This is a genomic window from Microbacterium sp. NPDC089190, from assembly GCF_040701795.1.
Classification (GTDB): domain Bacteria; phylum Actinomycetota; class Actinomycetes; order Actinomycetales; family Microbacteriaceae; genus Microbacterium; species Microbacterium galbum.
Map to the genome: position 1 here is coordinate 269,594 of NZ_JBFBHF010000003.1, position 26,135 is coordinate 295,728.

The 26,135-nt window shown below is 71.0% G+C and carries 29 protein-coding genes; 22 read left to right on the plus strand and 7 right to left on the minus strand.

Translation table 11 applies throughout. From position 1 onward, the window contains the following. Positions 1-365: 365 nt before the first annotated feature. From smc to AB0230_RS11215, 4 genes are all read left to right on the plus strand, one after another. Entirely contained in the window at positions 366-3,905 is a 3,540-nt protein-coding gene (gene smc, locus AB0230_RS11200; RefSeq protein ID WP_366375780.1) for a chromosome segregation protein SMC, read from the plus strand. Between the two features lie 4 nt (positions 3,906-3,909). Continuing rightward, positions 3,910-4,782 carry a signal recognition particle-docking protein FtsY gene (ftsY, locus tag AB0230_RS11205; RefSeq protein ID WP_366375782.1) on the plus strand — a complete coding sequence of 291 codons (873 nt, stop codon included), beginning with the start codon at positions 3,910-3,912 and terminating at the stop codon, positions 4,780-4,782. A gap of 73 nt (positions 4,783-4,855) precedes the next feature. Next, positions 4,856-5,356, plus strand: coding sequence for a DUF2004 domain-containing protein (locus AB0230_RS11210; RefSeq protein WP_315995508.1), 501 nt, complete (start codon positions 4,856-4,858; stop codon positions 5,354-5,356). 2 nt (positions 5,357-5,358) lie between these two features. Then, positions 5,359-5,787 carry an MSMEG_6728 family protein gene (locus AB0230_RS11215; RefSeq protein ID WP_315995509.1) on the plus strand — a complete coding sequence of 143 codons (429 nt, stop codon included), beginning with the start codon at positions 5,359-5,361 and terminating at the stop codon, positions 5,785-5,787. Between the two features lie 69 nt (positions 5,788-5,856). Here AB0230_RS11215 and lipA read toward each other — a convergent pair whose 3' ends face one another. Both lipA and lipB read right to left on the minus strand, forming a co-directional pair. Beyond that, a complete protein-coding gene (lipA, locus tag AB0230_RS11220; RefSeq protein WP_315995510.1) occupies positions 5,857-6,891 on the minus strand; it encodes a lipoyl synthase in 1,035 nt (344 codons plus the stop codon). Continuing rightward, positions 6,888-7,526 carry a lipoyl(octanoyl) transferase LipB gene (gene lipB / locus AB0230_RS11225; RefSeq protein WP_366375785.1) on the minus strand — a complete coding sequence of 213 codons (639 nt, stop codon included), beginning with the start codon at positions 7,524-7,526 and terminating at the stop codon, positions 6,888-6,890. The genes lipA and lipB overlap by 4 nt, the downstream gene beginning before the upstream one ends. A 63-nt stretch (positions 7,527-7,589) precedes the next feature. Here lipB and AB0230_RS11230 point away from each other — a divergent pair, with 63 nt between their 5' ends. Together AB0230_RS11230 and ffh are read left to right on the plus strand one after the other, a co-directional pair. Next, the gene (locus AB0230_RS11230; protein WP_315995512.1) at positions 7,590-8,135 is read left to right on the plus strand and encodes a helix-turn-helix domain-containing protein; all 546 of its coding nucleotides are present in this window, start codon (positions 7,590-7,592) and stop codon (positions 8,133-8,135) included. 70 nt (positions 8,136-8,205) lie between these two features. Then, positions 8,206-9,750: a signal recognition particle protein gene (gene ffh / locus AB0230_RS11235; protein WP_366375787.1), complete on the plus strand. Its 1,545-nt coding sequence runs from the start codon at positions 8,206-8,208 to the stop codon at positions 9,748-9,750. Positions 9,751-9,768: 18 nt separating this feature from the next. Here ffh and AB0230_RS11240 read toward each other — a convergent pair whose 3' ends face one another. Both AB0230_RS11240 and AB0230_RS11245 read right to left on the minus strand, forming a co-directional pair. After that, on the minus strand, positions 9,769-10,512 hold the full coding sequence (locus AB0230_RS11240; RefSeq protein ID WP_366375789.1) for an SGNH/GDSL hydrolase family protein: 744 nt from the start codon (positions 10,510-10,512) through the stop codon (positions 9,769-9,771). A 49-nt stretch (positions 10,513-10,561) separates the two neighbouring features. Further along, positions 10,562-11,725, minus strand: coding sequence for a glutamate--cysteine ligase (locus tag AB0230_RS11245; protein WP_366375791.1), 1,164 nt, complete (start codon positions 11,723-11,725; stop codon positions 10,562-10,564). A gap of 222 nt (positions 11,726-11,947) precedes the next feature. Here AB0230_RS11245 and rpsP point away from each other — a divergent pair, with 222 nt between their 5' ends. The 4 genes from rpsP to trmD are packed head-to-tail and all read left to right on the plus strand — an operon-like array spanning position 11,948 to position 13,947. Further along, entirely contained in the window at positions 11,948-12,361 is a 414-nt protein-coding gene (rpsP, locus tag AB0230_RS11250) for a 30S ribosomal protein S16 (protein WP_315995516.1), read from the plus strand. 5 nt (positions 12,362-12,366) lie between these two features. After that, complete coding sequence (locus tag AB0230_RS11255; RefSeq protein ID WP_315995517.1) at positions 12,367-12,597, plus strand: RNA-binding protein; 231 nt, start codon at positions 12,367-12,369, stop codon at positions 12,595-12,597. Beyond that, positions 12,597-13,256, plus strand: a complete 660-nt coding sequence (gene rimM, locus AB0230_RS11260; RefSeq protein WP_366375794.1) for a ribosome maturation factor RimM — start codon at positions 12,597-12,599, stop codon at positions 13,254-13,256. Before AB0230_RS11255 ends, rimM begins: the two co-directional genes overlap by 1 nt. Position 13,257: 1 nt before the next feature. Next, positions 13,258-13,947 carry a tRNA (guanosine(37)-N1)-methyltransferase TrmD gene (trmD, locus tag AB0230_RS11265; RefSeq protein WP_315995519.1) on the plus strand — a complete coding sequence of 230 codons (690 nt, stop codon included), beginning with the start codon at positions 13,258-13,260 and terminating at the stop codon, positions 13,945-13,947. A gap of 173 nt (positions 13,948-14,120) precedes the next feature. On the opposite strand, the gene map is transcribed toward trmD, so the two are convergent. Beyond that, positions 14,121-14,903, minus strand: a complete 783-nt coding sequence (gene map, locus AB0230_RS11270; RefSeq protein WP_315995520.1) for a type I methionyl aminopeptidase — start codon at positions 14,901-14,903, stop codon at positions 14,121-14,123. A gap of 116 nt (positions 14,904-15,019) precedes the next feature. Between map and AB0230_RS11275 the strand changes: the two genes are divergently transcribed. The 9 genes from AB0230_RS11275 (at position 15,020) to AB0230_RS11315 (ending at position 22,311) form a co-directional block, all read left to right on the plus strand. Then, positions 15,020-15,511 (plus strand): MFS transporter permease, encoded by a 492-nt coding sequence (locus tag AB0230_RS11275; RefSeq protein ID WP_315995521.1) that lies wholly within the window; start codon positions 15,020-15,022, stop codon positions 15,509-15,511. 182 nt (positions 15,512-15,693) lie between these two features. Then, positions 15,694-16,041 (plus strand): 50S ribosomal protein L19, encoded by a 348-nt coding sequence (gene rplS, locus AB0230_RS11280; RefSeq protein WP_094736597.1) that lies wholly within the window; start codon positions 15,694-15,696, stop codon positions 16,039-16,041. 139 nt (positions 16,042-16,180) lie between these two features. Then, the gene (gene lepB, locus AB0230_RS11285) at positions 16,181-16,933 is read left to right on the plus strand and encodes a signal peptidase I (protein WP_315995522.1); all 753 of its coding nucleotides are present in this window, start codon (positions 16,181-16,183) and stop codon (positions 16,931-16,933) included. Continuing rightward, positions 16,930-17,583: a ribonuclease HII gene (locus AB0230_RS11290; protein WP_366375797.1), complete on the plus strand. Its 654-nt coding sequence runs from the start codon at positions 16,930-16,932 to the stop codon at positions 17,581-17,583. The genes lepB and AB0230_RS11290 overlap by 4 nt, the downstream gene beginning before the upstream one ends. A gap of 74 nt (positions 17,584-17,657) precedes the next feature. Then, positions 17,658-17,981: a DUF2469 family protein gene (locus tag AB0230_RS11295; protein ID WP_055836674.1), complete on the plus strand. Its 324-nt coding sequence runs from the start codon at positions 17,658-17,660 to the stop codon at positions 17,979-17,981. A 93-nt stretch (positions 17,982-18,074) separates the two neighbouring features. Beyond that, on the plus strand, positions 18,075-18,437 hold the full coding sequence (locus tag AB0230_RS11300; RefSeq protein ID WP_366375799.1) for a YraN family protein: 363 nt from the start codon (positions 18,075-18,077) through the stop codon (positions 18,435-18,437). Further along, positions 18,434-19,960, plus strand: coding sequence for a YifB family Mg chelatase-like AAA ATPase (locus AB0230_RS11305; RefSeq protein ID WP_366375801.1), 1,527 nt, complete (start codon positions 18,434-18,436; stop codon positions 19,958-19,960). Before AB0230_RS11300 ends, AB0230_RS11305 begins: the two co-directional genes overlap by 4 nt. Then, positions 19,957-21,150 (plus strand): DNA-processing protein DprA, encoded by a 1,194-nt coding sequence (gene dprA, locus AB0230_RS11310; RefSeq protein ID WP_366375803.1) that lies wholly within the window; start codon positions 19,957-19,959, stop codon positions 21,148-21,150. The genes AB0230_RS11305 and dprA overlap by 4 nt, the downstream gene beginning before the upstream one ends. 144 nt (positions 21,151-21,294) lie before the next feature. Then, positions 21,295-22,311, plus strand: a complete 1,017-nt coding sequence (locus AB0230_RS11315; RefSeq protein ID WP_315995527.1) for a tyrosine recombinase XerC — start codon at positions 21,295-21,297, stop codon at positions 22,309-22,311. 164 nt (positions 22,312-22,475) lie between these two features. Here the strand turns inward: AB0230_RS11315 and AB0230_RS11320 are convergent, their stop codons facing one another. After that, positions 22,476-22,700, minus strand: a complete 225-nt coding sequence (locus tag AB0230_RS11320; RefSeq protein WP_366375805.1) for a hypothetical protein — start codon at positions 22,698-22,700, stop codon at positions 22,476-22,478. A 22-nt stretch (positions 22,701-22,722) separates the two neighbouring features. Between AB0230_RS11320 and AB0230_RS11325 the strand changes: the two genes are divergently transcribed. Next, positions 22,723-23,022, plus strand: coding sequence for a hypothetical protein (locus AB0230_RS11325; protein WP_366375807.1), 300 nt, complete (start codon positions 22,723-22,725; stop codon positions 23,020-23,022). 346 nt (positions 23,023-23,368) lie between these two features. Here AB0230_RS11325 and AB0230_RS11330 read toward each other — a convergent pair whose 3' ends face one another. Continuing rightward, a complete protein-coding gene (locus tag AB0230_RS11330) occupies positions 23,369-23,884 on the minus strand; it encodes a M23 family metallopeptidase (RefSeq protein WP_366375809.1) in 516 nt (171 codons plus the stop codon). Between the two features lie 314 nt (positions 23,885-24,198). Here AB0230_RS11330 and rpsB point away from each other — a divergent pair, with 314 nt between their 5' ends. Further along, the gene (gene rpsB / locus AB0230_RS11335) at positions 24,199-25,092 is read left to right on the plus strand and encodes a 30S ribosomal protein S2 (protein WP_315995531.1); all 894 of its coding nucleotides are present in this window, start codon (positions 24,199-24,201) and stop codon (positions 25,090-25,092) included. A gap of 155 nt (positions 25,093-25,247) precedes the next feature. Next, on the plus strand, positions 25,248-26,075 hold the full coding sequence (tsf, locus tag AB0230_RS11340; protein ID WP_136585461.1) for a translation elongation factor Ts: 828 nt from the start codon (positions 25,248-25,250) through the stop codon (positions 26,073-26,075). Positions 26,076-26,135: the final 60 nt, after the last annotated feature.

The following is a 26,135-nucleotide window of genomic DNA, read 5'->3' on the forward strand; positions in this document are numbered from 1 at the left end:
GAAGGTCCGGCGAGCACGAGAGGCTCGCGGACGCGGAGACGGGGAACGTCTCGACGCGACGGGGTTATCCGAGTCGGGAGGGCATGCCGACGGTGGAAGCCCCTTCGGACACGGATGCGGAGAGCACGGGGACGGCGATGAAGCCGGGGGCGGTGAAGCCGGTGGTGATGCGAATCATGGAAGGAACCTCCTTTCGACGTCGGTTGCGACCCCCGACGCTAGCGAACGCTTTCAGCGAATGTCAAGCTCATCCTCAGAAACGGCCGCTCCCCGGGCGCGTCTGCGCGTCGAGATCGGCCCGCCGCCGCGGAATTCCGGGGGTGTTCGGATAGCGTGGAGCGCCGGGACGATCGAGGGAGGGTGACGTGCATCTGAAGAGCGTCACGCTCAAAGGCTTCAAGTCCTTCGCCCAGTCGACCACCTTCGCCCTCGAGCCGGGCGTCACCTGCATCGTCGGCCCGAACGGCTCCGGCAAGTCCAACGTCGTGGACGCACTCGCGTGGGTGATGGGGGAACAGGGGGCGAAGACGCTGCGCGGCGGCAAGATGGAGGACGTCATCTTCGCCGGCACGTCGACGCGCGGCCCGCTGGGCCGTGCCGAGGTGCAGCTGACGATCGACAACGGCGACGGCGCCCTGCCCATCGACTACAGCGAGGTGACGATCAGTCGCACGCTGTTCCGCAACGGGGCGAGCGAGTACGCCATCAACGGACAGACCTGCCGACTGCTCGACGTGCAGGAGCTGTTGAGCGACTCCGGCCTCGGACGCGAGATGCACGTCATCATCGGCCAGGGGCGCCTCGACACCGTCCTCCAGGCCACCGCCGAAGACCGACGAGGCTTCATCGAAGAAGCCGCCGGCATACTCAAGCACCGTCGCCGCAAAGAGAAGACCGTCCGCAAGCTCGAGGCGATGGAGACGAACCTCACGCGCCTGAGCGACCTGGCGGGCGAGCTGCGTCGTCAGCTCAAGCCCCTCGGCAAGCAGGCCGAGATCGCACGAGAGGCGGCGACGATCGCGGCGGTCGTGCGCGACGCCAAGGCGCGCCTGTACGCCGACGACCTCGTGCGCCTGCGCACGGAGCTGGCCGACGCGGCCCGCGCCGAGAGCGAGCGCCACACCGAGCGCCTCGGGCTCCAGGAGCAGGCCGACGGACTGCGTCGGCGCGTGGAGCGCCTCGAGAACGATCAGCGTTCCGAGGCCGTCGATCGGGCCCGCAGCGTCGCCTTCGCCCTTCAGCAGGTGCAGGAGCGTCTGCGCGGCCTCTACACCCTCGCCGGGCAGCGCCTCACCCTGCTGAGCGATGACGACAGCGACGGGTCCGGGTTCACACCGACGGTGTCGCAGCGCACGATCGATGACGTCCGCTCCGAGATCGACGACATCGCATCCGGTCTGGGCGACGCCCAGGATGCCGCGGCCGATGCGGCACGCGCTGTCGTCCGTGCGCGGGCCGACCTCGATGCCCTCGACGTCGACATCGCCGCCCAGAGCGCCCTCGTGTCGGAGCACGACCTCAGGATCCAGGCTCTACGGGGAACGGCGGATGCCGCGAACTCGGCTCTCACCGCCGTGCGCGGCGGTCTGGAGCGGCAGCAGAGGGCTTTGGACGCCGCGCTCGCGCGTCGAGCGGAAGCGGAGGAGGCCCGGGCCGAGTTGGATCCCGATGTCGTCCCCGAGGCGTCGACGGCGGAGCACGCGGCCGCGTACGAGCGCGCGCAGCGCGACGCGAACGAGGTCGAGACGACCGTGGCCGGACTCCGTGAGCGCCTGCACGCCGCCGAGCGCGAGCGTGACGCCCTGGCCGCCCAGACGACGGCCCTCGGCCGGGCCCTCGACGTGCGCAACGCCGCTGCCGACCTCCTCGCGGCGGGCGGGCCCGGCGTGCGCGGGCTCGTGAGCGACGACGTCAAGGTCACCGCGGGCTTCGAGGCCGCCATCGCGGCGGCGCTCGGCTCGCTCGCGGAGGGCCTGCTGGTCGACGACGCGGCATCCGCCTTCGCCGCTGCGCGCGAGGCGTCGGCGTCCGACCTCGGCCTGGTCGAGATCGCCATCGCCGGGGATGCGGACGCGGTGTCGCCTCCCGACCTCGGCGCGACCCCGGCGACGGACGTGATCACGGCGTCCGACGGGGTGCGCGGCATCCTGAGCCGGACCGTGATCGTCGACGACCTCGCCGCCGCGCACGAGCTGCGCGAGCGGATCCCGCACGACGTGACCGTCGTCACGCGTACGGGTGAGGTGATGACCGCGCACACGCTCCGGGCCGGATCGGATTCGGGGCGCTCGCGTCTCGAGCTCGCGGCCGAGCGCGACGCCGCGGCCGAACGGCTCGACGAGATCGTGGTGGTCGCCGACTCGCTCCGCGAAGCCCTCACCGACGAGCAGCGGGCGCTGGCCGACGCGCGGCAGCGCACCAAGGAGACGCTGTCGACACTGCGCGCGCATGATGCCGCCCTGGCGGCCCACGCCGAAAAGGTGAACCGCGTCACCGTTCGTCACGAGGCGGCGATGGCGGAGTGCGACCGGCTCGCGGCCGGTGTCGCTCAAGCGGAGACGGCCGTGGCCGAGGCCGAGGCGGCGGCGCGACGGGCCGACGACGCCCTCGCCCGTGCGCTGGACGCACCCCGGCCGCTGCTGGACGCATCGGCGAGGGAGCCCCTGGCCGCCGAGGTCGAGACGGCGCGCGAGCGCGAGATGCGCGCGCGCCTCGACATCGAAACGCTCAGGGAGCGGGTGCGTGCCGGTGAGCTGCGCATCGTGCAGCTCGAGCAGCAGCGCGAACGCGAACGCGCCGCCGCCGACGAAGCCGCCCGCCGTGCCGTGATCCGCCGCGCCCAGCGCGAGGTGGCGGCCGAGGTCGCCGGGGCGCTCCCGGCCCTCCTGGACTCGGTCGACCGCTCGGTCAGCCAGGCCCGCGTGGAGCTCGCGGCGGCCGAGACCGCCCGCGCCGCGGTCACCGACGAGCTGACCCGCGCCCGTGCGGAGGAGGCGGCCGTGCGCGAACGCCTCGCGCGCCTGACCGAGAACGTGCACGGTCTCGAGCTCCAGATGCACGAGAAGAAGCTCCACGTCACGAGCCTGCTCGAACGCGTGCGATCGGAACTGGCGCTCGAGGAAAACATTCTCGTTTCGGAATACGGTCCCGACCAGGGTGTCCCCGCAGATGGCGATGGGCAGCCGACGGCCTTCGACCGCGCGGCTCAGAAACGCCGCTTCCAGGATGCGGAGCGCAAGCTCGGGCAGCTCGGCCGGGTGAATCCGCTCGCGCTCGAGGAGTTCGCGGCGCTGGAGCAGCGGCACGCCTTCCTCACCGAGCAGCTCGCCGACCTGCAGCAGACGCGCGCCGATCTGCAGACGATCATCGCCGAGCTCGACGAGCGGATGCAGACGATCTTCGTCGCCGCGTTCGAGGACACCCGGGCGGCGTTCACCGACATCTTCCCGATCCTCTTCCCCGGCGGTTCCGGCAGCATCTCGCTCACCGATCCCGACTCCCCGCTGACCACGGGCATCGAGGTGGCTGTGCGGCCCGTCGGCAAGAAGATCGAGCGGCTGTCCCTTCTCTCCGGCGGGGAGCGTTCTCTCGCGGCGGTGGCGTTCCTGACCTCGATCTTCACGGCGCGCCCGAGCCCCTTCTACATCCTCGACGAGGTCGAGGCCGCCCTCGACGACGCGAACCTCGGCCGGCTCCTCGGGGTGTTCGAGAAGCTGCGCGCCAGCAGCCAGCTCATCGTCATCACCCATCAGAAGCGCACGATGGAGATCGCCGACGCGCTGTACGGCGTCTCGATGCGGCAGGACGGGGTGTCGGCGGTGGTGGGGCAGCGCGTGGGCGACCGCGCGGCGTCGCGACCGGCTGCCCCCGCCGCCGCCCGCGACGAGGCGGCCCCCGTAAGCTGAAGCAATGGCTGAGAACTCCTGGTCGCTGGGCCGCGCGCTGCGCGGGTTGTTCGTCAAACCCACCATCGACGAGACGACCTGGGACGACCTCGAGACGGCGCTGCTGACCGCGGACTTCGGTCCCGACGTCACCGAGCGCCTCATCGACGAACTGCGCGAGAAGGTCGAGCGCTATCGCACCACCGATCCCCGAGATCTGCAGCGCATGCTGCGCGAGACGCTCGAGGAGCACTTCGCGAAGTTCGACACCACGCTGCGCCTCACCGAGCGTCCCGCCGTCGTGCTCGTGGTCGGCGTGAACGGCGTCGGCAAGACGACGACGATCGGCAAGTTCGCCAAGTTCCTTCAGCGCTACGGCCGTACCGTGGTGGTCGGAGCCGCCGACACGTTCCGCGCCGCCGCCGTCGACCAGCTCGCGACGTGGGCCGAGCGCGGGGGAGCCACGATCGTGCGTCCGCAGCACGAGGGTCAGGATCCGGCATCCGTCGCCTTCCAGACCGTCGCTCACGCCAAGGAGACCGCCACCGAGATCGTGCTCATCGACACGGCCGGGCGCCTGCACACCAAGGGCGGACTCATGGACGAGCTCGGCAAGATCAAGCGCGTCGTCGAGAAGCAGGCCCCCATCAGCGAGGTGCTGCTGGTGCTCGATGCCACGACGGGCCAGAACGGGCTCATGCAGGCGCAGGCGTTCCTCGACAGCGCGGGCGTCACCGGGCTCGTGCTCACCAAGCTCGACGGTTCCGCGAGAGGCGGGTTCGTCCTCGCGGTGCAGGAGCGCACCGGCATCCCCGTCAAGCTGCTCGGCCAGGGCGAGGGCATCGGCGATCTCACCGGTTTCACCCCGCACGTGTTCGCCGCGTCGCTCGTCGACTGAGCGCCCATACCGCACCGTCGGCTCCGGGCGGGTCTCCTTCCCGAAGCCCGCGCGTGATGCTTACATGGGACTCATGGCGATCGAGCACGACTTCTTCGGACTCCTCGAGTCGGGCCCCGACGGGTCGATCTTCTGGAGCGAGAACGTCGAGTTCGGCGACCAGAGCGTGACGGTCGACCTCACCGCGCCCGACCAGGACGACGTGTCGACCGAGGCCCTCGACGTCGCCGCCTCGCTCATCTCGTCGCTCGAGGCCGTCGATCTCGCCGCCCGCAATGCGATGGTCAACGAGCTCGACTCGCGCACCAGCGAGGTGACCGAGTACATCCTCCAGCAGCAGGCGACCCTGGGCGACGAGCTCGACGACCTGCTCCTCGACGCGTCAGGCGACACCCATATCGACGTCATCAAGGCCCTGCAGTTGATGAGCATGACGATCCTCGCCGACGAGCACGGCGGCGCCGACCCGTTCGCGGTGCTCGAGTACGCGCTCGATCCCGATGCCACCGACGACGTGCTCCTGGTCAACCTCGCCTCCGACGGGCGGGTGCAGTCGGTCACCAGCGCCGACTGATCGTGCAGACCTTCCTGCCGTACCCGTCGTTCCGCGACTCCGCCGCCGCCCTCGACCCGAAGCGCCTCGGCAAGCAGCGCGTCGAGACGTTCCAGCTGCTCCGAGCGCTCACCGTGCCCGGTCACGGCTGGCGCCACCACCCGGCCGCGAAGATGTGGGACGGCCACCTGCCGGCCTTGGTCGCCTACGGTCTCGTGATGTCCGACGAGTGGATCGCCCAGGGCCACGCCGACACGGTGCGCGAGAAGATCCTGGCGTTCGCACCCGAGGTCGACGGCACCGCGCAGAGCGATCTCGACCTCCCGCCCTGGATCGGGGACGAGGCGTTCCACCTCGCGCACCGCTCCAACCTCGTCCGCAAGGACCCGGAGTTCTACGTCCCGCGGTTCGGCGACGTCGCCGACGACCTGCCGTACGTCTGGCCGGTCTGACGCGTCACGCCTCGGCTCGCGGATGCCGCGGCATCCGCTGCGGGGCGGACGCTCCCGGCATCCGTCGGCTCACACCGCCTGCGCGAAGCCGGCGTCGGCGGAGGCGATGTCCTTCGCGAGGTGCGCGAGGTGCGGGGGGATCTCGCGCCCCTTCGACACCATCGACTGCGCCCACAGGCGCCCCGCGCGGTACGACGAGCGCACCAGCGGGCCCGCCAGTACGCCGAGGAAGCCGATGCGTTCCGCCTCTTCCTTGAACTCCACGAACTCCGCGGGCTTCACCCAGCGCTGGACGGGGAGGTGGCGCGGGGTGGGGCGCAGGTACTGCGTGATCGTGATGATGTCCGTACCCGCTGCGTGCAGGTCTTCGAGCGCCCGCACGACCTCCTCGGGCTCCTCGCCCATGCCGAGGATGAGGTTCGACTTCGTGATGAGCCCCGCATCGCGCGCGGCGCTCAGCACCCCGAGGGAGCGGTCGTACCGGAAGGCGGGACGGATGCGCTTGAAGATGCGCGGCACCGTCTCGACGTTGTGCGCGAACACCTCGGGGCGCGAAGAGAACACCTCGTCGAGGTGCGCGGGGTTGCCCGAGAAGTCGGTCGCGAGGATCTCCACTCCCGTGCCGGGGTTCTCGGCGTGGATGCGACGCACCGTCTCGGCGTGCAGCCAGGCGCCCTCGTCGGGGAGGTCGTCGCGCGCGACGCCGGTCACGGTGGCGTAGCGCAGCTGCATGCGCGTGACGCTCTCGGCCACGCGGCGCGGCTCGTCGCGGTCGTAGTCGGCGGGTTTGCCGGTGTCGATCTGGCAGAAGTCGCAGCGGCGGGTGCACTGCGAGCCGCCGATGAGGAAGGTGGCCTCGCGATCCTCCCAGCACTCGAAGATGTTGGGGCACCCGGCCTCCTGGCACACGGTGTGCAGCTCCTCGGTCTTCACGAGGTTCTGCAGCGCGGTGTACTCGGGGCCCATCTTGGCCTTCGTCTTGATCCACTCGGGCTTGCGCTCGATCGGTGTCTCGGCGTTGCGCACCTCGAGCCTCAGCAGCTTCCGCCCGTTCGGGGCGGTGGAAGCCGGAGCCCCGGCGCCGCCGGTCCCGCAGGCGCTCATGCGGCGACCGCCGCGTACTCGGCGCGGAAGACGCGTTCGATGGCGGGCACGAGGTCGGCGGGGGAGACGTCGGCCCCGAGCACCTCGCTGACGGTGGTCACCCCGGCATCCGAGATCCCGCACGGCACGATGTGCCGGAACCCCGCGAGGGTGTTGTCGCAATTGACGGCGAAGCCGTGCATCGTCACTCCTTTTTCGACGCGGACACCGATCGCCGCGATCTTGTCGACGCCGAGGGGGCGTCGGACCCAGACGCCGCTGCGTCCCTCCACGCGGAACCCGTCGACGCCGTTCGCACCGAGGGCGTCGATCAGCAGCGCCTCGAGGCGCCGGACGTGCGCGACGACATCGATCGGCTCGGGCAGGCGAACGATCGGGTATCCCACGAGCTGCCCCGGCCCGTGCCAGGTGATCTTGCCTCCGCGGTCGACGTCGACCACGGGGGTGCCGTCGTCGGGGCGCTCGTGCGCCTCGGTGCGCTTCCCCGCCGTGTAGACGGCCTCGTGCTCGAGCAGGAGCAGGGTGTCGGCGCGGGTGCCGGCCACGACGTCCGCGTGGATGCGACGCTGGTGTGCCCAGCCGTCGAGATACGGGACGTAGTACGGCGCGAGGCCGGCGTCGTGGATGTCGATCATCGACCCCTCCGATGTTGGATTGAGTCCAACAATACATCCCGGGTCGCGACATAGTCTGGAGCGGTGACCCCCGAGCCCCGCAGCGGCAGACCGCGCGCCTCCTCGCGCGAAGTGCTGTCGGAGGCCGCGTGCGAGCTGTTCCTCGAGCAGGGGTACGACGCGACCTCCGTCTCGGACATCACCCGCCGTGCCGGCGTGAGCCGCTCGAGCTTCTTCAACTATTTCTCCGCCAAGAGCGATGTGCTGTGGTCGGGCTTCGACGAACGGGTCGACGCGGCGGTCGCCGACCTGCGCGACGGGGGCGCCCCTCTCGAGGTCCTCGCCGCGATCGGCGACGGGCTCGCCCCGGACGCCCTCGCACTCGCCATCGTCAACGCGGATGCCATGGGGATCGCCGCCGAGCTGGATCGCGATCGTGCGATCCGCCAGTTCCGCCTGCAGCGCGAGGCCGCGGCGCGGCTGGTCCGCGAGGGCGCCGCACCCCTGGCCGCGCAGGTGCGCGCGGGCGCTCTGTCGGCGGCCGTCCTCGCCGCCGTCTGGGCATGGGCCGATCACACCGCCGGCCGCTCGTTGACCGACGCGATGTCGGAGGCCCTGGCCGCGGCGTGAGGGGCCGGCATCCGGTGTCGGGCCGTCCCCGGCGGCGGTCCGGGCCGTCGCCGCGTAAACTCGACTCATCATGGCGACTTTCGGCACCCTCTCCGACCGGCTCACAGAGACCTTCCGCAACCTCCGGAAGAAGGGCCAGCTCACGCCCGCCGATGTCGACGGGACGGTGCGCGAGATCCGCCGCGCCCTCCTCGACGCCGACGTCGCGCTGCCCGTGGTCAAGGAGTTCACCGCCGCGGTGCGCGAGCGCGCCCTCGGCGACGAGGTCAACCGGGCGCTGAACCCCGCGCAGCAGGTCGTGCAGATCGTCAACGACGAGCTCATCGGCATCCTGGGCGGACAGCAGCGCCGTCTGCAGTTCTCCAAGAACCCGCCGACCGTCATCATGCTCGCCGGCCTCCAGGGCTCCGGAAAGACGACCTTCGCCGGCAAGCTCGCCAAGATGCTCGAGAAGGACGGCCACACGCCCCTCCTCGTGGCATGCGACCTCCAGCGTCCCAACGCCGTCAACCAGCTGCAGGTCGTCGCCGAGCGCGCCGGTGCCACCATCTACGCCCCCGAGCCGGGTAACGGCGTCGGCGACCCGGTCAAGGTCGCCCGCGACGGCGTCGCCTACGCGACGCGTCAGCAGCACGACATCGTCATCATCGACACCGCCGGACGTCTGGGCGTCGACGCCGAGCTGATGAAGCAGGCCGCCGACATCCGCACGGCCACCCAGCCCGACGAGGTGCTCTTCGTCATCGACGCGATGATCGGTCAGGATGCCGTCAACACGGCCAAGGCCTTCCAGGACGGCGTCGACTTCACCGGCGTGGTGCTGTCGAAGCTCGACGGTGACGCCCGCGGTGGCGCCGCCCTCTCGGTCGCCTCGGTGACCGGACGCCCGATCATCTTCGCGTCGACCGGTGAGGGTCTCGACGACGTCGAGCCCTTCCACCCCGACCGCATGGCGTCCCGCATCCTCGACCTCGGTGACATCCTCACCCTGATCGAGCAGGCGCAGTCGGCCTTCGACGAGGCCGAGGCGATGAAGGTCGCCGAAAAGCTCGCGACGGAGACCTTCACGCTCGAGGACTTCCTCGAGCAGATGCAGCAGATGAAGAAGATGGGCTCCATGAAGAAGATGCTCGGGATGCTCCCGGGCATGGGGAACATGAAGCAGCAGCTCGAGGACTTCGACGAGCGCGAGATCGACCGCACCGAGGCCATCATCCGCTCGATGACGCTGGCCGAGCGTCGCAACCCCAAGATCCTCAACGGTTCGCGCCGTCTGCGCATCGCGCGCGGTTCGGGCATGACCGTCACCGACGTCAACCAGCTCGTCCAGCGATTCGACCAGGCCGCGAAGATGATGAAGACCGTCGCGCGCGGCGGCGTGCCCAACATCCCCGGCATGGGGCCGGTGGGCGGAAAGCCCGGCGCCTCGTCGAAGCGCGGCAAGCAGCAGAAGGCCAAGGGGTCACGCTCGGGCAACCCCGCCAAGCGGGCGGCCGAGAACGCCGGGATCGCGGCGACCACCGCCCCCACGGGTTCGGGGTTCGGTCTCGGCGGTCAGAACGCCCCGAGCGAGGCCGACCTCGCCGAGCTGCAGAAGATGCTCGGTCGGGGCTGACCGGCGCGATCCGAGGCCCTAGGGCAGGATGCCGGCGTCCTGCAACGCCGACATGACGGTCTGCTCGATCGCCCGCTGCCCGCGGGGGGTGGGGTGGACGTCGTCCTCCTGCATCCACTCGGGGTGACCTCGCAGCGGCTGGCCGATGTCGAGATAGGTCCCGCCCACCGCGTCGACGGCTTCGCGCAACGCGTCGGAGGTGACGGCCGTGTCGTCGGGCACGTCGTCCTCGTCGTTCCAGATGGTGCTGAGCCCGACGATGCGCGCATCGGGGGCGGCGTCGTGCAGTTCGGCCACCGTGTCCTGGGTGTCGGCGCGGATCTCGTCGGCATCCTCCCAGAAGTCGTTGCTCGAGGATTCGACGATGAGCAGCTGAGGCTGCAGAGCGGCGACCGCGGGGACGAAGCCCGCGTAGGTGGTTCCGCAGTCGCCCTGCACGACGAAGCCCATCCCGGCACATGCGAGGTTCGTCATGGCCACCTCGCCGCGCGCGGCCAGCATGACCGGCCACGCCTCGGCGGGATCGAGACCGAAACCCGACATGAGCGAGTCGCCCAGGGCGACGGTGCGCACCGGCGCGGGGGTGATGACGGGACTCGGCGTGACGGAGGCGGTGGCCTTCGGTGCCGGCAGCTGCGGGGCCGCCAAGGACGGCGTGTGGGCTGCACCGACCGGTTCGGCCGCGCACCCGGCGAGCAGGGCCACCGCTCCCGCGCAGAGGGCCACCAGCGAGGTCGCCCGGACGCGGCGCGCAGAATGCATGACGCGATCCTACGAGCGCGCGCCTATGAACCCGCGCGGAGACCGCCCTCTAGACGCGCAGCGCGGCGAGGTGCTCGCGCAGCGTGGGGCCACCCCGGAACTCGCGGATGAGATGCTGCACGACCTCGCGCAGGTCGCCGTCGGCCGCGTCGGCCACCGCGACCTGTCGAGCGGAGCTGCCCCCGGTGGCGAGGATGGTCTCGAGGCTCGCGAACTCGCGCGCGCACTTCAGCTCCAGCGCCACCTCGGCGAGCTCCTCCATGGTCTCGCGCAGGTGCTCCACCACCGGGCGCTGCGTGCCCTCGCGGTCGACGATCACCCGGGCGTCGAGCCCGTAGCGAGCGGCACGCCACTTGTTCTCGCGCGCGTACCAGGGCGGGATGCCGGGCAACTCGCGCCCCTCATCGAGCAGGCGCGAGAAGTGCTCGACCAGTGTCTGCGCGAGGGCCGCGACGGCGGCGAGCTCCGGCAGCGTCGACATCCCGTCGCACGCGCGGATCTCCACCGTTCCCCACTTCGGCGCCGGACGGATGTCCCACCGCACTTCGCTGGCATCCGCCATGACGCCGGTGCGCACCATGTCGTCGAGGTAGCCCTCGAAGTCGTCCCAGGTCTGCAGCTGCCAGGGGAGTCCCGCGGTCGGGAGCTGCTGGAAGACGAGGGCGCGATTCGAGGCGTACCCCGTGCGTTCGCCGGCCCAGAACGGGCTCGAGGCCGACAGCGCCTGCAGGTGGGGGAGGAACACGGTGAGGGCGTTGACGATGGGGATGACCTTGTCGACGTCGTCGACGCCGATGTGCACGTGGATGCCCCAGATCATCATGTTGCGGCCCCACCACTGGGTCCGCTCGATGAGCGTGTGATAGCGCGTCTTGTCGGTCACCTGCTGGTCGTACCACTGCGCGAACGGGTGGCTGCCGGCGCAGAGCAGCTCGACGCCGCGCGGCTCGGTCTCCTCGCGCAGCGCGCAGATCGCGTCGCCGATGTCGTCGACGGCCTCGGCGAGGGTGTGGCCGACGCCGCTGGTCACCTCGACGGTGTTGGTGAGCAGCTCCCCGGTGACCGTGAAGCGCTCGAGCGCCGACTTCTCCTCGAGTTCCTCGAGGACCTCAGGGGCGCGCGGGACCAGGTCGCCGGTCTCGCGGTCGGCGAGCATGAGCTCCCACTCCAGACCCACGGACGAACGCGTCGATGCAGCGAACGGGAGCCTCATGCGGTCAGTCTGACACGGGGCCCCGACGCGCGGATCCTCCGCTACCCTCCGTGTCGCGGCGTGTCGCCTGTCACCGCGAGGTCCGCGCGTCTGGCAGAATAGAGGGCTGGACCCGCCACTCGACCCTCTATCCAGTGTCGGTCCACCCTTTTGAGCTTCCGCCGGGTGTGCACCCCACTCTCCAGGCGTTCGGTTCGTTCGTTTTCATCATTTGGAGTCATCGTGGCTGTCAAGATCCGTCTCAAGCGCCTCGGAAAGATCCGCGCGCCCTACTACCGCATCGTCGTCGCCGACTCGCGCACCAAGCGCGACGGTCGCGTCATCGAGGAGATCGGCAAGTACCACCCGACCGAGGAGCCCTCGTTCATCGAGGTCGACTCGGACCGCGCGCAGTACTGGCTGTCGGTCGGCGCCCAGCCCACCGAGCAGGTCGCCGCCATCCTCAAGCTCACGGGCGACTGGGGCAAGTTCAAGGGCGACAAGGACGCCGTTTCGACCGTCAAGGTCCGCGAGCCCAAGGCCGCGTTCGAGGCCGACGCCTCGAAGAAGTCGGTCGTCAAGCCCAAGGCCGAGAAGAAGGCCGACGCTCCCGCCGAGGCGCCCGCTGAGGACGCCGCCGAGACCTCGGCCGAGTAATCCCCGTGCTGTCTGCCGCGCTCGAACACGTCGTCAAGGGGATCGTCGATCACCCGGATGCCGTCACCATCCGTTCCAGCACCTCGCCTCGCGGCGACGTGCTGGAGGTTCGCGTGCACCCCGATGACCGGGGCCGCGTGATCGGGCGCGGCGGACGCACCGCCAAAGCACTTCGCACGGTGGTGTCGGCTCTCGCCGACGGCCGCCGCGTGCGCGTCGACGTCGCCGACGACTGATGACGAACGGCGAGACCGCGGGCGCCCAGCCCGCCAAGACCCAGCTCCGCGTCGGACGCCTCGTGAAGGCCCACGGCCTCAAGGGCGCGTTCAAGCTCGAGCTCTACACCGACGACCCCGATGGACGCTTCGCGCCCGGGAGCACCTTCACCCTCCAGGTTCCGGAGTCCTCGCCGTGGCACGGCCGCGAGCTGACGGTCCGCGAGTTCCGCTGGATGAACTCGCACCCGGTGGCCTTCTTCGAGGGCGTCGACGACCGCACCGCGGCGGAGGAGCTCGTCAAGGCGATCCTCTGGATCGATCAGGACACCTCCGAGGCGCCCGCCGAGGACGACGCGTGGTACGACCACCAGCTCGTCGGCCTCGACGTGGTCCGTGACGGGGTGGTCATCGGCCGCGTCGCGCGCGTCGACCACTTCCCCGCGCAGGACCTGCTGATCGTCAAGCAGTCCGGCGACGGCCGCGAGGTGCTCGTCCCCTTCGTGAGTGCGATCGTGCCCGAGGTCGACATCGCGGGCGGCCGTGTCGTGGTCACGCCCCCGGCGGGGCTGTTCGAGGAGCTTCCCCCGGAGCCGGACGACGAGCAGGAGCCGACGTCCGAGCAGGCTTCCGCCGCCGACGCACCCGCCGACGACGCTCCCACCCACTCCGAGGACTGACGTGCGCATCGACGTCGTGTCGATCTTCCCGACGATCTTCGACGCGCTCGAGGTCTCCCTCCTCGGCAAGGCCCGGCAGAGTGGTCTTCTCGACGTGCAGGTGCACGATCTCCGTGCGTTCACGCACGATCGACACCGCACGGTCGACGACACCCCGTACGGCGGCGGCGCCGGAATGGTGATGAAGCCGGAGCCGTGGGGCGAGGCCCTCGACGCCATCGTCGGCGAGGCCGATCCGCGCCCCGTGATCGTCTTCCCCTCTCCGGCGGGCGAGCGTTTCACCCAGTCGATAGCCCGCGAGCTGTCCACGGCCCCGCACCTGGTCTTCGGATGCGGCCGGTACGAGGGCATCGACGAGCGCGTCTTCGACTACGCGTCCGAGCTCGGCGACGTACGGCTTCTCTCGCTCGGCGACTACGTCCTCAATGGCGGCGAGGTCGCCGTGATGGCGATGATCGAGGCCATCGGCCGGCTGGTGCCCGGCGTGGTCGGCAACCCCGAGAGCCTCGTCGAGGAGTCGCACGAGGACGGCCTGCTCGAGTACCCGTCCTTCACGAAACCCGCGACGTGGCGCGAGCGCGAGGTACCCCCGGTGCTGCTGAGCGGCAACCACGGCGCCGTCGCGCGCTGGCGCCGTGAGCAGCAGCTCGAGCGCACGCGGACGCGTCGCCCCGATCTGCTCGCCGACTGAGCGTCCGCGTTCCGGCTCCGGCGGCGTCCAGCCGCCACCTCGTCTTCGCCGCGCCCGACGTCGGCGCGTTTCGCGCCCGGCGGGGCGCGCACGCCGCGATTGCCGTGCGGTGCTGCGCGGCCCGAACGCGACGGATGCCGCGACCCCGGGGCCGCGGCATCCGGAACACGAACTCAGTCGACGCCGAGGAACGACCGGTCGGTGAGCACGATCGGGCCGGCGGCGGTGATCGCGACGGTGTGTTCGGAGTGCGCGCCGCGGGAGCCGTCGGCGCTGCGCAGCGTCCAGCCGTCGGGGTCGGTCACGAGCTCGTCGGTCGTCTGGAGGAACCACGGCTCGAGGGCGACGACCAGGCCGTCACGGAGGGGATACCCGCGACCCGCCTTGCCGTCGTTCGCGACGTGCGGGTCGCCGTGCATCGTGCGCCCCACGCCGTGGCCGCCGAAGTCGGTGTTGATGCTCAGGCCCTCGGCGTGCGCCACTGCGGCGACGGCGGCGGAGATGTCGCCGATCTTGTGACCGACCGTCGCGGCGTCGATCGCCGCGGCGAGGGCGCGCTGCGTGGTGTCGATGAGGGCGAGGTCCTCGTCGCGGGGCGTGCCGACCACGAACGATACGGCGGAGTCGGCGACCCACCCGTCGACGGAGGCGGCGAAGTCGAGCGAGACGAGGTCTCCGTCGCGCAGGACGTAGTCGTGGGGGAGCCCGTGCAGGACGGCGTCGTTGATCGAGGTGCACAGCACCTTGCCGAACGGGCTCGCGCCGAACGACGGGTGGTAGTCGATGTAGCAGGACTCCGCCCCGGCCGAACGGATCATGTCGTGCGCGCGACGATCGAGGTGCAGGAGGTTGGTGCCCACCTTGGTCTCGTCGCGCAGCGTGGCCAGCACCTCCGCGACGAAGCGACCCGCGGGGCGCATCGCGTCGATCTCGGCCGGCGTACGCAGTTCGATCATGGTGGTTCCCTTTCGTCGAGCTTCCATTCTCCCCGATCGATGCGGATGCCGTGGGCTCGGGCGCGGCCATGGACTTCTCAAAGGTGCCGCACATGGTCGCGCCCTAGCATCGGCTCATGGTGCTGCGCCGTCTTTTCTTCCGCTGGATGTTCCCGGCCGCCGTCGTGCTGCCGCTGTGGCTGTTCGTCGGCTGGATCGTCTTCTCGGGCGGGAGCGGGTGGGCGCTGCTCTGGCTGTTCGTCGCCATGCCCGCCGTCTTCGTCTCGCAGCTGCTGCTGTCGCTGCTGGTCCGCGCACGGGGGAGCGTCCGCGAATCCCGCGCGGTGTCCTGGCGCGACGCGGTCGGCATCGGGCTCTGGCACCTCGTCATCGTCGCGCTCGGACTGTTCGACTCGCGGGTGTTCTTCCCGCTCCTCGTGCTGTCGGTCGTGGGAGCGCTCGTGCTGTTCTGGTCATCGCTCGCTCAGGTGTGGAACGAGGCCCGCGGCGCCGTGACCGTGCTGCACGCGACCGATGGCACCGCGTACATCCCGGCGCCGCAGGAGCGTCCGCAGCAGAGGGTCGACGGTGACGTCATCGTCGTGTCGGAGTCGCGACGCGCGGAGTGATCGCCGCGGCGCCGCTGGCGCACGCACGTTTTGGTCGCGACGCCGGAACATGGCAGAATGATCCTTTGTGCCCTGACCGGCTCTGCCTCAGGGGAGTCCGCCGCATCCGCGGCTCGGGCACGCCTCACCTTTTCCCTTTTCATCGTGCGATCGACCTGTGGCGGTCGCAGGAAGTGACGATCATGCAGATCCTCGACTCCGTCGACGCGGCTTCGCTCCGCTCCGACATCCCCGTCTTCGCCCCCGGCGACACCGTCAAGGTGCACGTCAACATCACCGAAGGCAACCGCTCGCGTATTCAGGTGTTCCAGGGCGTCGTCATCGGTCGCTCGGGCGACGGCGTGCGCGAGACCTTCTGCGTCCGCAAGGTCAGCTTCCAGGTCGGCGTCGAGCGCACCTTCCCGGTCCACAGCCCCGTGATCGACCACATCGAGGTCGTCACCCGTGGTGACGTGCGTCGCGCGAAGCTCTACTACCTGCGCAGCCTGCGTGGCAAGAAGGCCAAGATCAAGGAGAAGCGCGACCGCTGAGTCGACTCTCTCGAACGCCCCGTGGGTTTCCCCACGGGGCGTTCGGCGTTTTCGCGGCGACGCGGTCACGGTGCGGCACGCGGGTGTGCGACCCTTGTTGCTGCGGTTCTCCGGTGTGCGGGAACCCGGTGAAGGAAACATGAGCGACCAGACCGCCTCGACCCCGGATGCCGTGTCCCCGGCATCCCGTTCCACCGTCCGCCGTCGAGGCTGGGGGTCGTTCCTGCGCGACCTCGTCGTGATCGTGGTCATCGCGCTGCTGGTGTCGTTCCTGGTCAAGACGTTCGTGGTGCGATCGTTCTACATCCCGTCGGCGTCGATGGAGAACACCTTGATGATCAAGGATCGGATCCTCGTCGACGAGCTCACCCCGCGCTTCGGCGAGTACTCCCGGGGGGATGTCGTGGTGTTCCGCGATCCGGGTGGATGGCTCGACACGGCCCCGGCCCCGGAGCGGTCCGCATTCGTGGAGGGCGTGGACTGGGTGCTGTCCCTCTTCGGCCTGTCGGCCCCCGACAGCGACGACCACCTCATCAAGCGCGTCATCGGCACGCCGGGCGACCACGTCGTCTGCTGCAACGCCCTGGGGCAGACAACCGTCAACGGCGTGCCGCTCGACGAGAGCTACGTGCGCCTGGCGCCGGGAGCCACGGCTCCCGAACCCGTTCCCTACGACGTCACCGTGCCCGACGGTTCCCTCTGGGTCCTCGGCGACAACCGCAACAGCTCGCGCGACTCGCGCTTCAACCAGGCGCAGCCGGGGCAGGGCTTCGTTCCGATCGACAACGTCGTCGGCCGCGCGTTCGTCATCACCTGGCCCTTCGACCGGTTCGGGCTGATCGATTTCCATCACGAGGTGTTCGCGGGGGTCCCCGCGCCGGGGCAGCAGTGATCGAGCCGACCCTCACCCTGGAACGCCGACTGCTCAAGCAGCACGCGATCGTCATCGCGTGCGACGAGGTCGGCCGAGGGGCCCTCGCAGGCCCGGTCGCCGTCGGCGCCGCCGTGGTCGATCCGGCCCGCTCGCGTAAGCGCGTGCCGGCGGGTCTGCGCGACTCGAAGCTCGTTCCCGAGGCGCGCCGGCCGGAGGTCGCCTCCCGCGCGGCGGCGTTCGTGCAGCACAGCGCGGTCGGGTGGGCGAGCTCGGTCGAGGTCGATGAGATCGGCATCATCCGCGCGCTCGGGCTCGCCGCGGTCCGCGCGATCGCCGACCTGCGCGCTCACGGCGTCGTCCCGGAGGAGGCCGTCGTCATCCTCGACGGCAATCACGACTACATCACGCCGGCGGGGGAGTCGGGTCTGACGGTGCGCCCGGTCATCAAGGCCGACCGCGACTGCGCGAGTGCGGCCGCGGCGTCCGTCATCGCGAAGGTCGCGCGCGACGCCCTCATGACCGGGCTGCACGACGACCTGCCCGTGTACGGGTGGGCGCGGAACAAGGGCTACGCGAGCCTCGATCACCGCGAGGCCATCTCCCTGCACGGGATGAGCACGCACCATCGCCATTCGTGGGCCATCACGGCGGCGCCGACGCTGTTCTGACACCCGGGTGGACGCGCCCGGGCGGGTGCTCCCGTGCGGCTGCGGTCGTCGCGCGCGCCTAGGATGGGAAAACCATGGATGACGACGTCTTCGAGGATTACGACCGCGAACTCGAACTGGCCCTGTACCGCGAGTACCGCGATGTCGTGCGCCAGTTCACCTACGTGATCGAGACCGAGCGCCGGTTCTACCTCGCGAACGACGTCAACGTCGTCCGCCGCGACACCGAGCACGACTTCTACTTCGAGATCTCGATGACCGACGTGTGGGTGTGGGACATCTACCGCGCCGACCGCTTCGTGAAGTCCGTGCGCGTGCTGACGTTCAAGGACGTCAACGTCGAGGAGCTCTCGCGCCACGACTTCCAGCTGCCCGACGAACTGTCGCTCGACAACTGACGCCTCCTCCCCACTCCGGCCCTCCCTCGATCCATCCACCGACAGGGCTCCGGGCTCCACGGGGAGGATGAGCCTGCTGCCACGCTCTCGGGCATGGCAGCGAAAGACGACCTCGGCAGAGCCGGAGAAGACCGCGCGGTCGCCTATCTTATCGGCGACGGCTACCGCATCCTGGCGCGCAATTGGCGATGTCCACAGGGGGAGATCGACGTCGTGGCCGAGCGCAGCGGCACGCTCGTCGTCGTCGAGGTCAAGACCCGACGCAGCGAGGACTACGGTCACCCGTTCGAGGCAGTCGATCGACGGAAGGCCGAGCGCCTCTGGCGGCTGTCGATGGCCTGGCTCGCCGAGCATCCGCAGCACGCGCGCGGGCGTCGTCTGCGGGTCGACGTCATCGGCCTGGTCGGCGACGATCCCGCCGACGCGCGCCTCGAGCACCTCGAGGACGCCCTGTGACGGTTGCGCGCACGTGGGCGGTGGCGTTGACGGGACTGCGCGGCGACCTGGTCGAGGTCGAGGCCGACGTGTCGTCGCAGACTCCCGAGTTCGCGATCATCGGCCTGGCCGACAAGGCCCTGGGCGAAGCGGGCCGACGGGTGCGCAATGCGTGCGCCAACCGTGGCCTGGACCTCCCCAAGCGGCGGATCACCGTCAACCTCTCCCCGGCGAGTCTGCCCAAGCGCGGCTCGGGCTTCGACGTCGCGATCGCCGTCGCGGCCCTCGCGACCTCCGTGCGGATGGATGCCACTCACGTCGCCGACACGGTCCACATCGGCGAGCTCGGACTCGACGGTCGGCTGCGGCCCGTGGCCGGGGTCCTCCCCGCGGTCGTGGCGGCCCGCGCCGCGGGGCTGACCCGGGTCGCCGTACCGAAGGCGAACGCGGCGGAGGCGGCACTGGTCGACGGCATGGAGGTATACCCGGCCGTCTGCCTCGCCGACGTGGTGCGCTGGCACGGGGGCAGCAGCGAGGCGCCCGACCTGGCCGCCGTCGAGCTGCCCGAATCTGCCGAACCGGCCGACGCCGTGCTCGATCTGGCAGACGTGGTGGGCCAGCGCGAGGCGGTCGACGCCCTCGTGGTGGCGGCCGCGGGCGGGCATCACGTCCTCATGAGCGGACCACCGGGGGCCGGTAAGACCATGCTGGCCCGCCGACTGCCCGGCATCCTGCCGCCGCTCGACGACGAGGCGGCCCTGTCCGTCGCGTCGGTGCGCTCGCTCTCCGGTGAGACCGTGACCCGTCTGACGCGCGTACCGCCGTTCGAGAGTCCCCACCACGGGGCGACGGCGGCCGCGCTCATCGGGGGCGGCTCCGGAGTGATCCGCCCGGGCGCGATCGCGCGGGCGAGTGAGGGCGTTCTGTTCCTCGACGAGGGCGGGGAATTCCCGGCCTCGGTCTTGGACGCCCTGCGGCAACCGCTTGAGAGCGGGGTGATCCAGGTGCATCGCTCCGGCGTGGCGGCGACCTATCCGGCGCGGTTCCAGCTGGTGGTGGCCACCAATCCGTGTCCGTGCGGGCAGTACGGCGTCCCGGGAGCCACGTGCGAATGCGCCCCGCAAGCGATCCGCCGCTACACCCGGCGCCTGTCGGGACCGCTGCTGGACCGCATCGACATCGACCTTCGCCTGCAACGCGTCTCGTCGGTGCGCCGCGACTTCGCAGGCGCGACGATGACGACGGCGTATGCCCGGTCGCTGGTGGCGGAGGCACGCGCCCGTGCCGCGCGACGGTGGGACGAGACGCCGTGGCGGCGGAACGCCGATGTCCCCGGAACCTGGCTGCGCGGACCCGCTGCGCCGAGCTCCGAGGTGCTCGCGCCGCTCGACGTCGCGCTGCGACGAGGCGCCCTGACGCTGCGCGGATACGACCGCCTCATGCGCGTCGCCTGGACGGTCGCCGACATCGCCGGCCACGACCGCTTGGAGGCAGCCGACGTCGGTCGAGCGCTCTTCCTGCGGCGCGGAGCGAACGCCTCATGATCCCCATCGAACTGTCCGAGGCGTCGGCGCGCCGCGCGCTCGACGGGCTTCGCGAGGGCGTCGACCTCGGCGACGAACCGCTCGACCCGGCGGAGGTCTATGCGCGCGCGGTGTGGAGCGTGCTCGTCGAGCCGGGAGACAGCGAGGCGGGCGTGCTGATCGCGGCCGTCGGCGCCGCCGCAGCGCTCCGTGTGGTGATGGACGGCCGCGGTGACGCCCTCGACCGGGCACGAGCGCGATGGATGCCGAGACTCCAGGGTTCGGCGGTCGACGCCGCTCTCGACGCGGCTCGGCGATGCGGCGCCCGCCTCGTGGTTCCCGGAGATGAGGCGTGGCCAGCGCGCTTCGGAGATCTCGAGGCGCACGCCCCGGTCGCCCTCTGGCGACGGGGGAGAGGGACGCCGTCGGATGTGCCCGCGGTCGCTCTCGTGGGCGCGCGTGCCGCGACCGCGTACGGCGAAGGTGTGGCGGCCGATCTCGCCGCCGAGCTCGCGGCGGCAGGTGCGGTGGTGATCTCCGGCGCCGCCTACGGCATCGACGGCGCGTGCCACCGGGGTGCGCTGTCGATGGGTGGCACGACGGTGGCCTTCCTCGCCGGAGGGGTCGACCGCCCGTACCCCCGCGGACATGAGGGTCTTCTGGAGCGGATCGCGGCGACGGGGGCCGTGTGGAGCGAGACCCCGTGCGGAGCGGCGCCGACGAAGTGGCGGTTCCTCGGGAGAAACCGCCTCATCGCGGCGATGGCCGACGCGGTCGTCGTCATCGAGGCCGGCTGGCGGAGCGGATCCCTGAACACCGCCGGCCACGCCGCGATGCTCGGCAGGCGGCTCGGGGCGGTGCCCGGTCCGATCACGAGTGCGGCGTCGGCCGGATGCCATCGGGTGCTGCGCGAATTCGACGGCGTGTGCGTGACGTCGGCGGCGGACGTCCTCGAAATGCTGGGCGCGGGCGGCGCTCCCGCGGGCGACAGTGGGCGCGCCGCCGATGCCGGCAGGACCGACGACACCACGAGGCTGTTCGACGCGCTGTCGCCTCGATCGGCGAGGTCGGTCGACGATGTGGCACGACGGAGCGGACTCGCCCGTGACGATGCCGCCGTCCTGCTCGGCTTCGCGGAGTTGGAGGGTCGTGCCGTCCGCGACGACGACGGCGCGTGGCGTTCGGTGACGCGGGGGAGTACTCGGTCATGAGAGGGGGCGACGCCGCGTCCGGCTGCAGCGCGGCGGTCCTGGGCGGAGCGCATCGTCGGCGACGGGCCGAGGGCCGGGGCACCGGCTCGCGCGCTTCCCGCGCGTCACCCGCGGCTCGGCGACGGCGGGAGTCAAAGTGGGAGGGTGCGTACATCCGCGGTGGTCGAGGGCTATCTGTCCCACCTGGCGGAGGTGCGCCGCCTCTCGGCCGCGACGGTCCGCGCCTATCGGTCGGATCTCGACGACCTGGTGCGCGTCCTGAACGATCCGCCGATCGCCGAGATCGGGGTCGACGACCTTCGCGAATGGCAGTGGCGCGCCTCGCAAGCGGGCAAGAGCAAGGCCACCGCGGCTCGACGCACCTCGACGGTGCGCGGGATGTTCGCCTGGGCGGGCGACGCCGGCCTCGTCACCGTCGATCCGTCCCAACGGCTCGTCTCCCCCAAGCGCGGGCGGACGCTCCCCGCCGTGGCCACGCAGGACGCGCTCTCGGAGGTGCTCGCCGCGGTGGCCGAGTCGGCGACGCAGGGCGATGCCGTCGCTCTCCGCGATCACGCCCTTCTCGAACTGCTCTACGGCTCCGGGGCGCGGGTCTCCGAGGCATGCGGACTCGACCTCGACGACATCGACCACGAACGGCGGACCCTCCGGCTACGCGGAAAGGGCGACAAGGAGCGCGTTGTGCCGTTCGGACTGCCGGCCGAGCGCGCCCTCCAGGCCTACCTCGTCCGGGCTCGGCCGGTCCTCCGCGCCCGGAGGGAAGCGCAGGCGTCCGACGATCTCCCCCGCAGCGACCGGGGGCGCCCCGACGCAGCCCGCGGCGATGGCGGTCGGGCGGCCCGCTCCAGCTCGGGCGGCGCCGCACACGGCACGGACCGCGACGCGCGAGCTGTGTTCCTCGGAGCGAAGGGGTCGCGCCTGGGACCGCGCGCCGTCCATGCGCTCGTGTCGCGCACCGTCGGTCCGCGGCTGGGGACCGACGTGCTGGGCCCGCACGCGCTCCGGCACTCCGCCGCCACACACCTCCTCGACGGCGGCGCCGATCTGAGGGCCGTGCAGGAGATCCTGGGCCACGCCAGTCTGGGGACCACTCAGATCTACACGCACGTCTCGGCGGAGAGGCTCCGGGAGGCGTACCGTCTCGCCCACCCTCGAGCCTGAGCCCGGCGGCCCCCGGCTGGCGTGCGCGACCCCGCACCCCGTAGCGTGGGAGCCGTGCCGTCCCGTCGAGTCGTCGCCGCTGTCGCAGGTGCGTTGATCGCCTGCGGTGCGCTCACCGCGTGTGCGATGCAGCCCCAACCGGTCGAGACGCGACTCCCGCCCGGTTACGGAGCCTCGGACGCGTCGCCGACGGCATCCGTCCCGACGGCATCCGTTCCGTCGCCCTCGGTCGTGACGCGCTCGCCGGCCCCGGACGCCGATGCGACATCCGCGCCGCTGGTCACCGTCACTCCGCAGCCCTCGAGCCCCGTCGCCGACCCCGGCGCGCTCTCGTGCGGCGACGGCGGCAGCCAGAGCATCTCGGGCTCCGAGCGATCCGTGCGTGTCACGGGCACGTGTTCGGAAGTGACCGTGTCGGGGTCGGCCCTCACCGTCGACGCCTCCGGGGCGTCCATCGGCACGCTCCGGATTTCGGGCGACCGGGCGCGTGTCGTCGCCGACGGAATAGACATGGTCGTGGTGCAGGGGAACGACGGCTCGGTCGAGTCCTCGGGCGGGATCGGAAGCGTCGACCTCAGCGGCGACCGTACGTCGATGCAGGCGGCGGGTGCCATCTCGGCGGTGACCGTTCGCGGGCAGGACAACGTGGTGCGCGCCGGTGGGGGCATCGGAACGACGACGATCGAGGGTCGCGGCAATCAGATCGGGTGATGCCGGTCCTCGACCGGGCGCCGGTGAGGCCGATCTTCGCCCGACACGGGGGAGCGCGACGGGGCCCGAGGCGGCGCCCCACGAACGGGAGCGGTGAGGCCGACCTTCGCCCGACACGGGGGAGCACACGAGCCCTGTTGCAGCGCCCCGAACGGCAGCCGGTGAACCCGATCCTCGCCCGACACGGGGGAGCACCAGGATGTCCGAGCGGCGCCCTGCGACCGGGCGCCGGTGAGCCGATCTTGGCCCGAAGCGGGGCAGGACGGGGACCCGAGGCAGGGGCCCGGGGTGACGCCGACACGGGGAGGAACGCCCCGGAACGACACCGCGAGTCATCCTCCGCCGCTCAGCAGCACGGCAGGAGCACAGCGCGTGGCACGCCGCCGAGAAGACGGAGCGGATTGACGTACTCGCCGTCGAGGCGGACCCCCAGGTGCACCGTCGCGGGCGCGGTGTGCCCGCCCTCGGCGACCATCGCGAGCGGCTGGCCCGGCGCCACGTGCTCACCGACCGCCAGGTCCGAGACGACCGGCTCGAACGAACTCACCAGGCCCCCGCCGTGGTTGATCGTGAGCACCCCGCGCCCCGCGACCGCGCCGACGAAGGCGACGACCCCGTCGGCGGGAGCGCGCACCTCCGTGCCGGCGAGGTCGACGCCCCGATGGCCCGGACCGTAGGGGTGCGCGGGGGCCTCCCACCCGCGCACGATCCTCACCGGAGAGACCGGCCACACCCAGCCGCGCTCGGCGAGGGGGTCCGCGCCGTCCCCGCGAGCCGGGGCGTTCATGCCGACGAGCGCTGCGCACAGGGTCAGGATCACGACGATCGCAGCGAGGCGTCGGCGCGCGGAAGGAGGAGTCATGGCGGGAGTCTGCCCCTCCCCGTCACCTCCGCGTGGCGGCCGCGGCGCGAATCGGGACGGACCCGTGCGCGCACGCGGTGGGGAGGAGGCGTCCTGTATGCTGGGGGATGCATCCCGCACGTCGGGATGACTCCGCGTGCCCACAGCGCATCGCGTCTTCTTCCCAGAAGCCGCACCGCGCGGCATCCACACCCCATGGTCCTCCGCTCCGGCGGGTGGCGGGTGTGCGCCGGGCACCAGGCTCGCCGGACGGTCCGTCCGGCGCGAACAACCGCAACCAAGGCGCGAAAGCGCTCAGAAACAGGAGTACGACCATGGCCGTCGTCACCATCCGCCAGCTGCTCGACAGCGGCGTTCACTTCGGACACCAGACCCGCCGGTGGAACCCGAAGGTCAAGCGCTTCATCCTGACCGAGCGCTCCGGCATCCACATCATCGACCTGCAGCAGTCGCTCGGCTACATCGACAAGGCGTACGAGTTCGTCAAGGAGACCGTCGCGCACGGCGGCACCATCCTCTTCGTCGGCACCAAGAAGCAGGCGCAGGAAGTCCTCGCCGAGCAGGCGACCCGCGTGGGCCAGCCCTACGTCAACCAGCGCTGGCTCGGTGGCCTCCTCACCAACTTCCAGACGGTGTCGAAGCGCCTCGCCCGCATGAAGGAGCTCGAGGAGCTCGACTACGAGAACCCGGCCGAGAGCGGCTTCACCAAGAAAGAGCTCCTGCTCAAGAAGCGCGAGCTCGACAAGCTGCACAAGTCGCTCGGTGGTATCCGCAACCTGCAGAAGACCCCGTCGGCCATCTGGGTCGTCGACGCCAAGCGCGAGCACCTCGCGGTCGACGAGGCCAAGAAGCTCGGCATCCCCGTGATCGGCATCCTCGACACGAACGCCGACCCCGACGAGTTCCAGTACCCGATCCCCGGTAACGACGACGCGATCCGCTCTGTGAGCCTGCTCACGCGCATCATCGCCGACGCCGCGGCCGAGGGCCTCATCCAGCGTCACCAGCCCGCCGGTGAGGAAGAGGCCGCCGAGCCCCTCGCCGAGTGGGAGCGCGAGCTGCTCGAGACCAACGCCGAGACCACCGAGGCCGCGACCGAGTCGGCTGACGACGCCGCCGGCGCCGAGGCTCACGACGAGGCCGTCGCCGCCGAGTCGGGCGAGACCGCGACCGAGGTCGCGGACGCCGAGGCCACCGACAGCAAGTAAGCCGCGCGACGCCGCCGTCACCCCCGCGTGCACGGCGCGTCACCCGCACAGGCTACGATCCGGCGGGGTCGTGACAGCCCCCTCCTCGTGAGGGCGGCGACACGGCCCCGCCGGGCCCACATCTAGAACGCAAACGACAAGGAGACCGCCACACCATGGCAAACTTCACGATCGCCGACATCAAGGCGCTGCGCGAGCAGCTCGGCACCGGCATGGTCGACACCAAGAAGGCGCTCGAAGAGGCCGACGGCGACGTCGAGAAGGCCGTCGAGATCCTGCGCCTCAAGGGCGCCAAGGGCAACGCGAAGCGCGCCGACCGTTCGACGAGCGAGGGCCTCGTGGTCGCTCGCGAGAACGCCGGCTCGGTCACGCTGCTCGAGCTCGCCTGCGAGACCGACTTCGTCGCCAAGAACGAGCGCTTCATCGCTCTGGCCGACAAGGTCGTCGACGCGGCGGCCGCCGCCGGTGCAGACTCGGTCGAGGCCGCTCTGGCCGCCGACGCCGAGGGCAAGACCGTCGAGCAGCTCATCTCCGACGAGGCCGCGATCATCGGCGAGAAGGTCGAACTGCGCCGCGTGCGCACCATCTCGGGCGACAAGTTCGAGGTCTACCTGCACAAGACCAGCAAGGACCTGCCCCCGCAGGTCGGCGTGGTCCTCGCCTACACCGGTGACGACGCCGAGACCGCTCGCTCCATCGCGCAGCACATCTCGTTCGCCAACCCCTCGTACCTCACCCGCGACGCCGTGCCCGAGGCCGACGTCGAGAAGGAGCGCGAGATCGTCACCGAGATCTCCCGCAACGAGGGCAAGCCCGAGGCCGCCCTGCCGAAGATCGTCGAGGGACGCGTGAACGCGTTCTTCAAGCAGGTCGCCCTGCTCGACCAGGACTACGCGAAGGACAACAAGCTGTCCGTCGCCAAGGTCGCGTCCGACGCCGGTCTCACCCTGACCGACTTCGCCCGCTTCAAGGTCGGCGCGTAACCCTTCGACAGGCTCAGGGCCCGTCATGAGGCCCGGGATGCCATGGCATCCCGGGCCTTT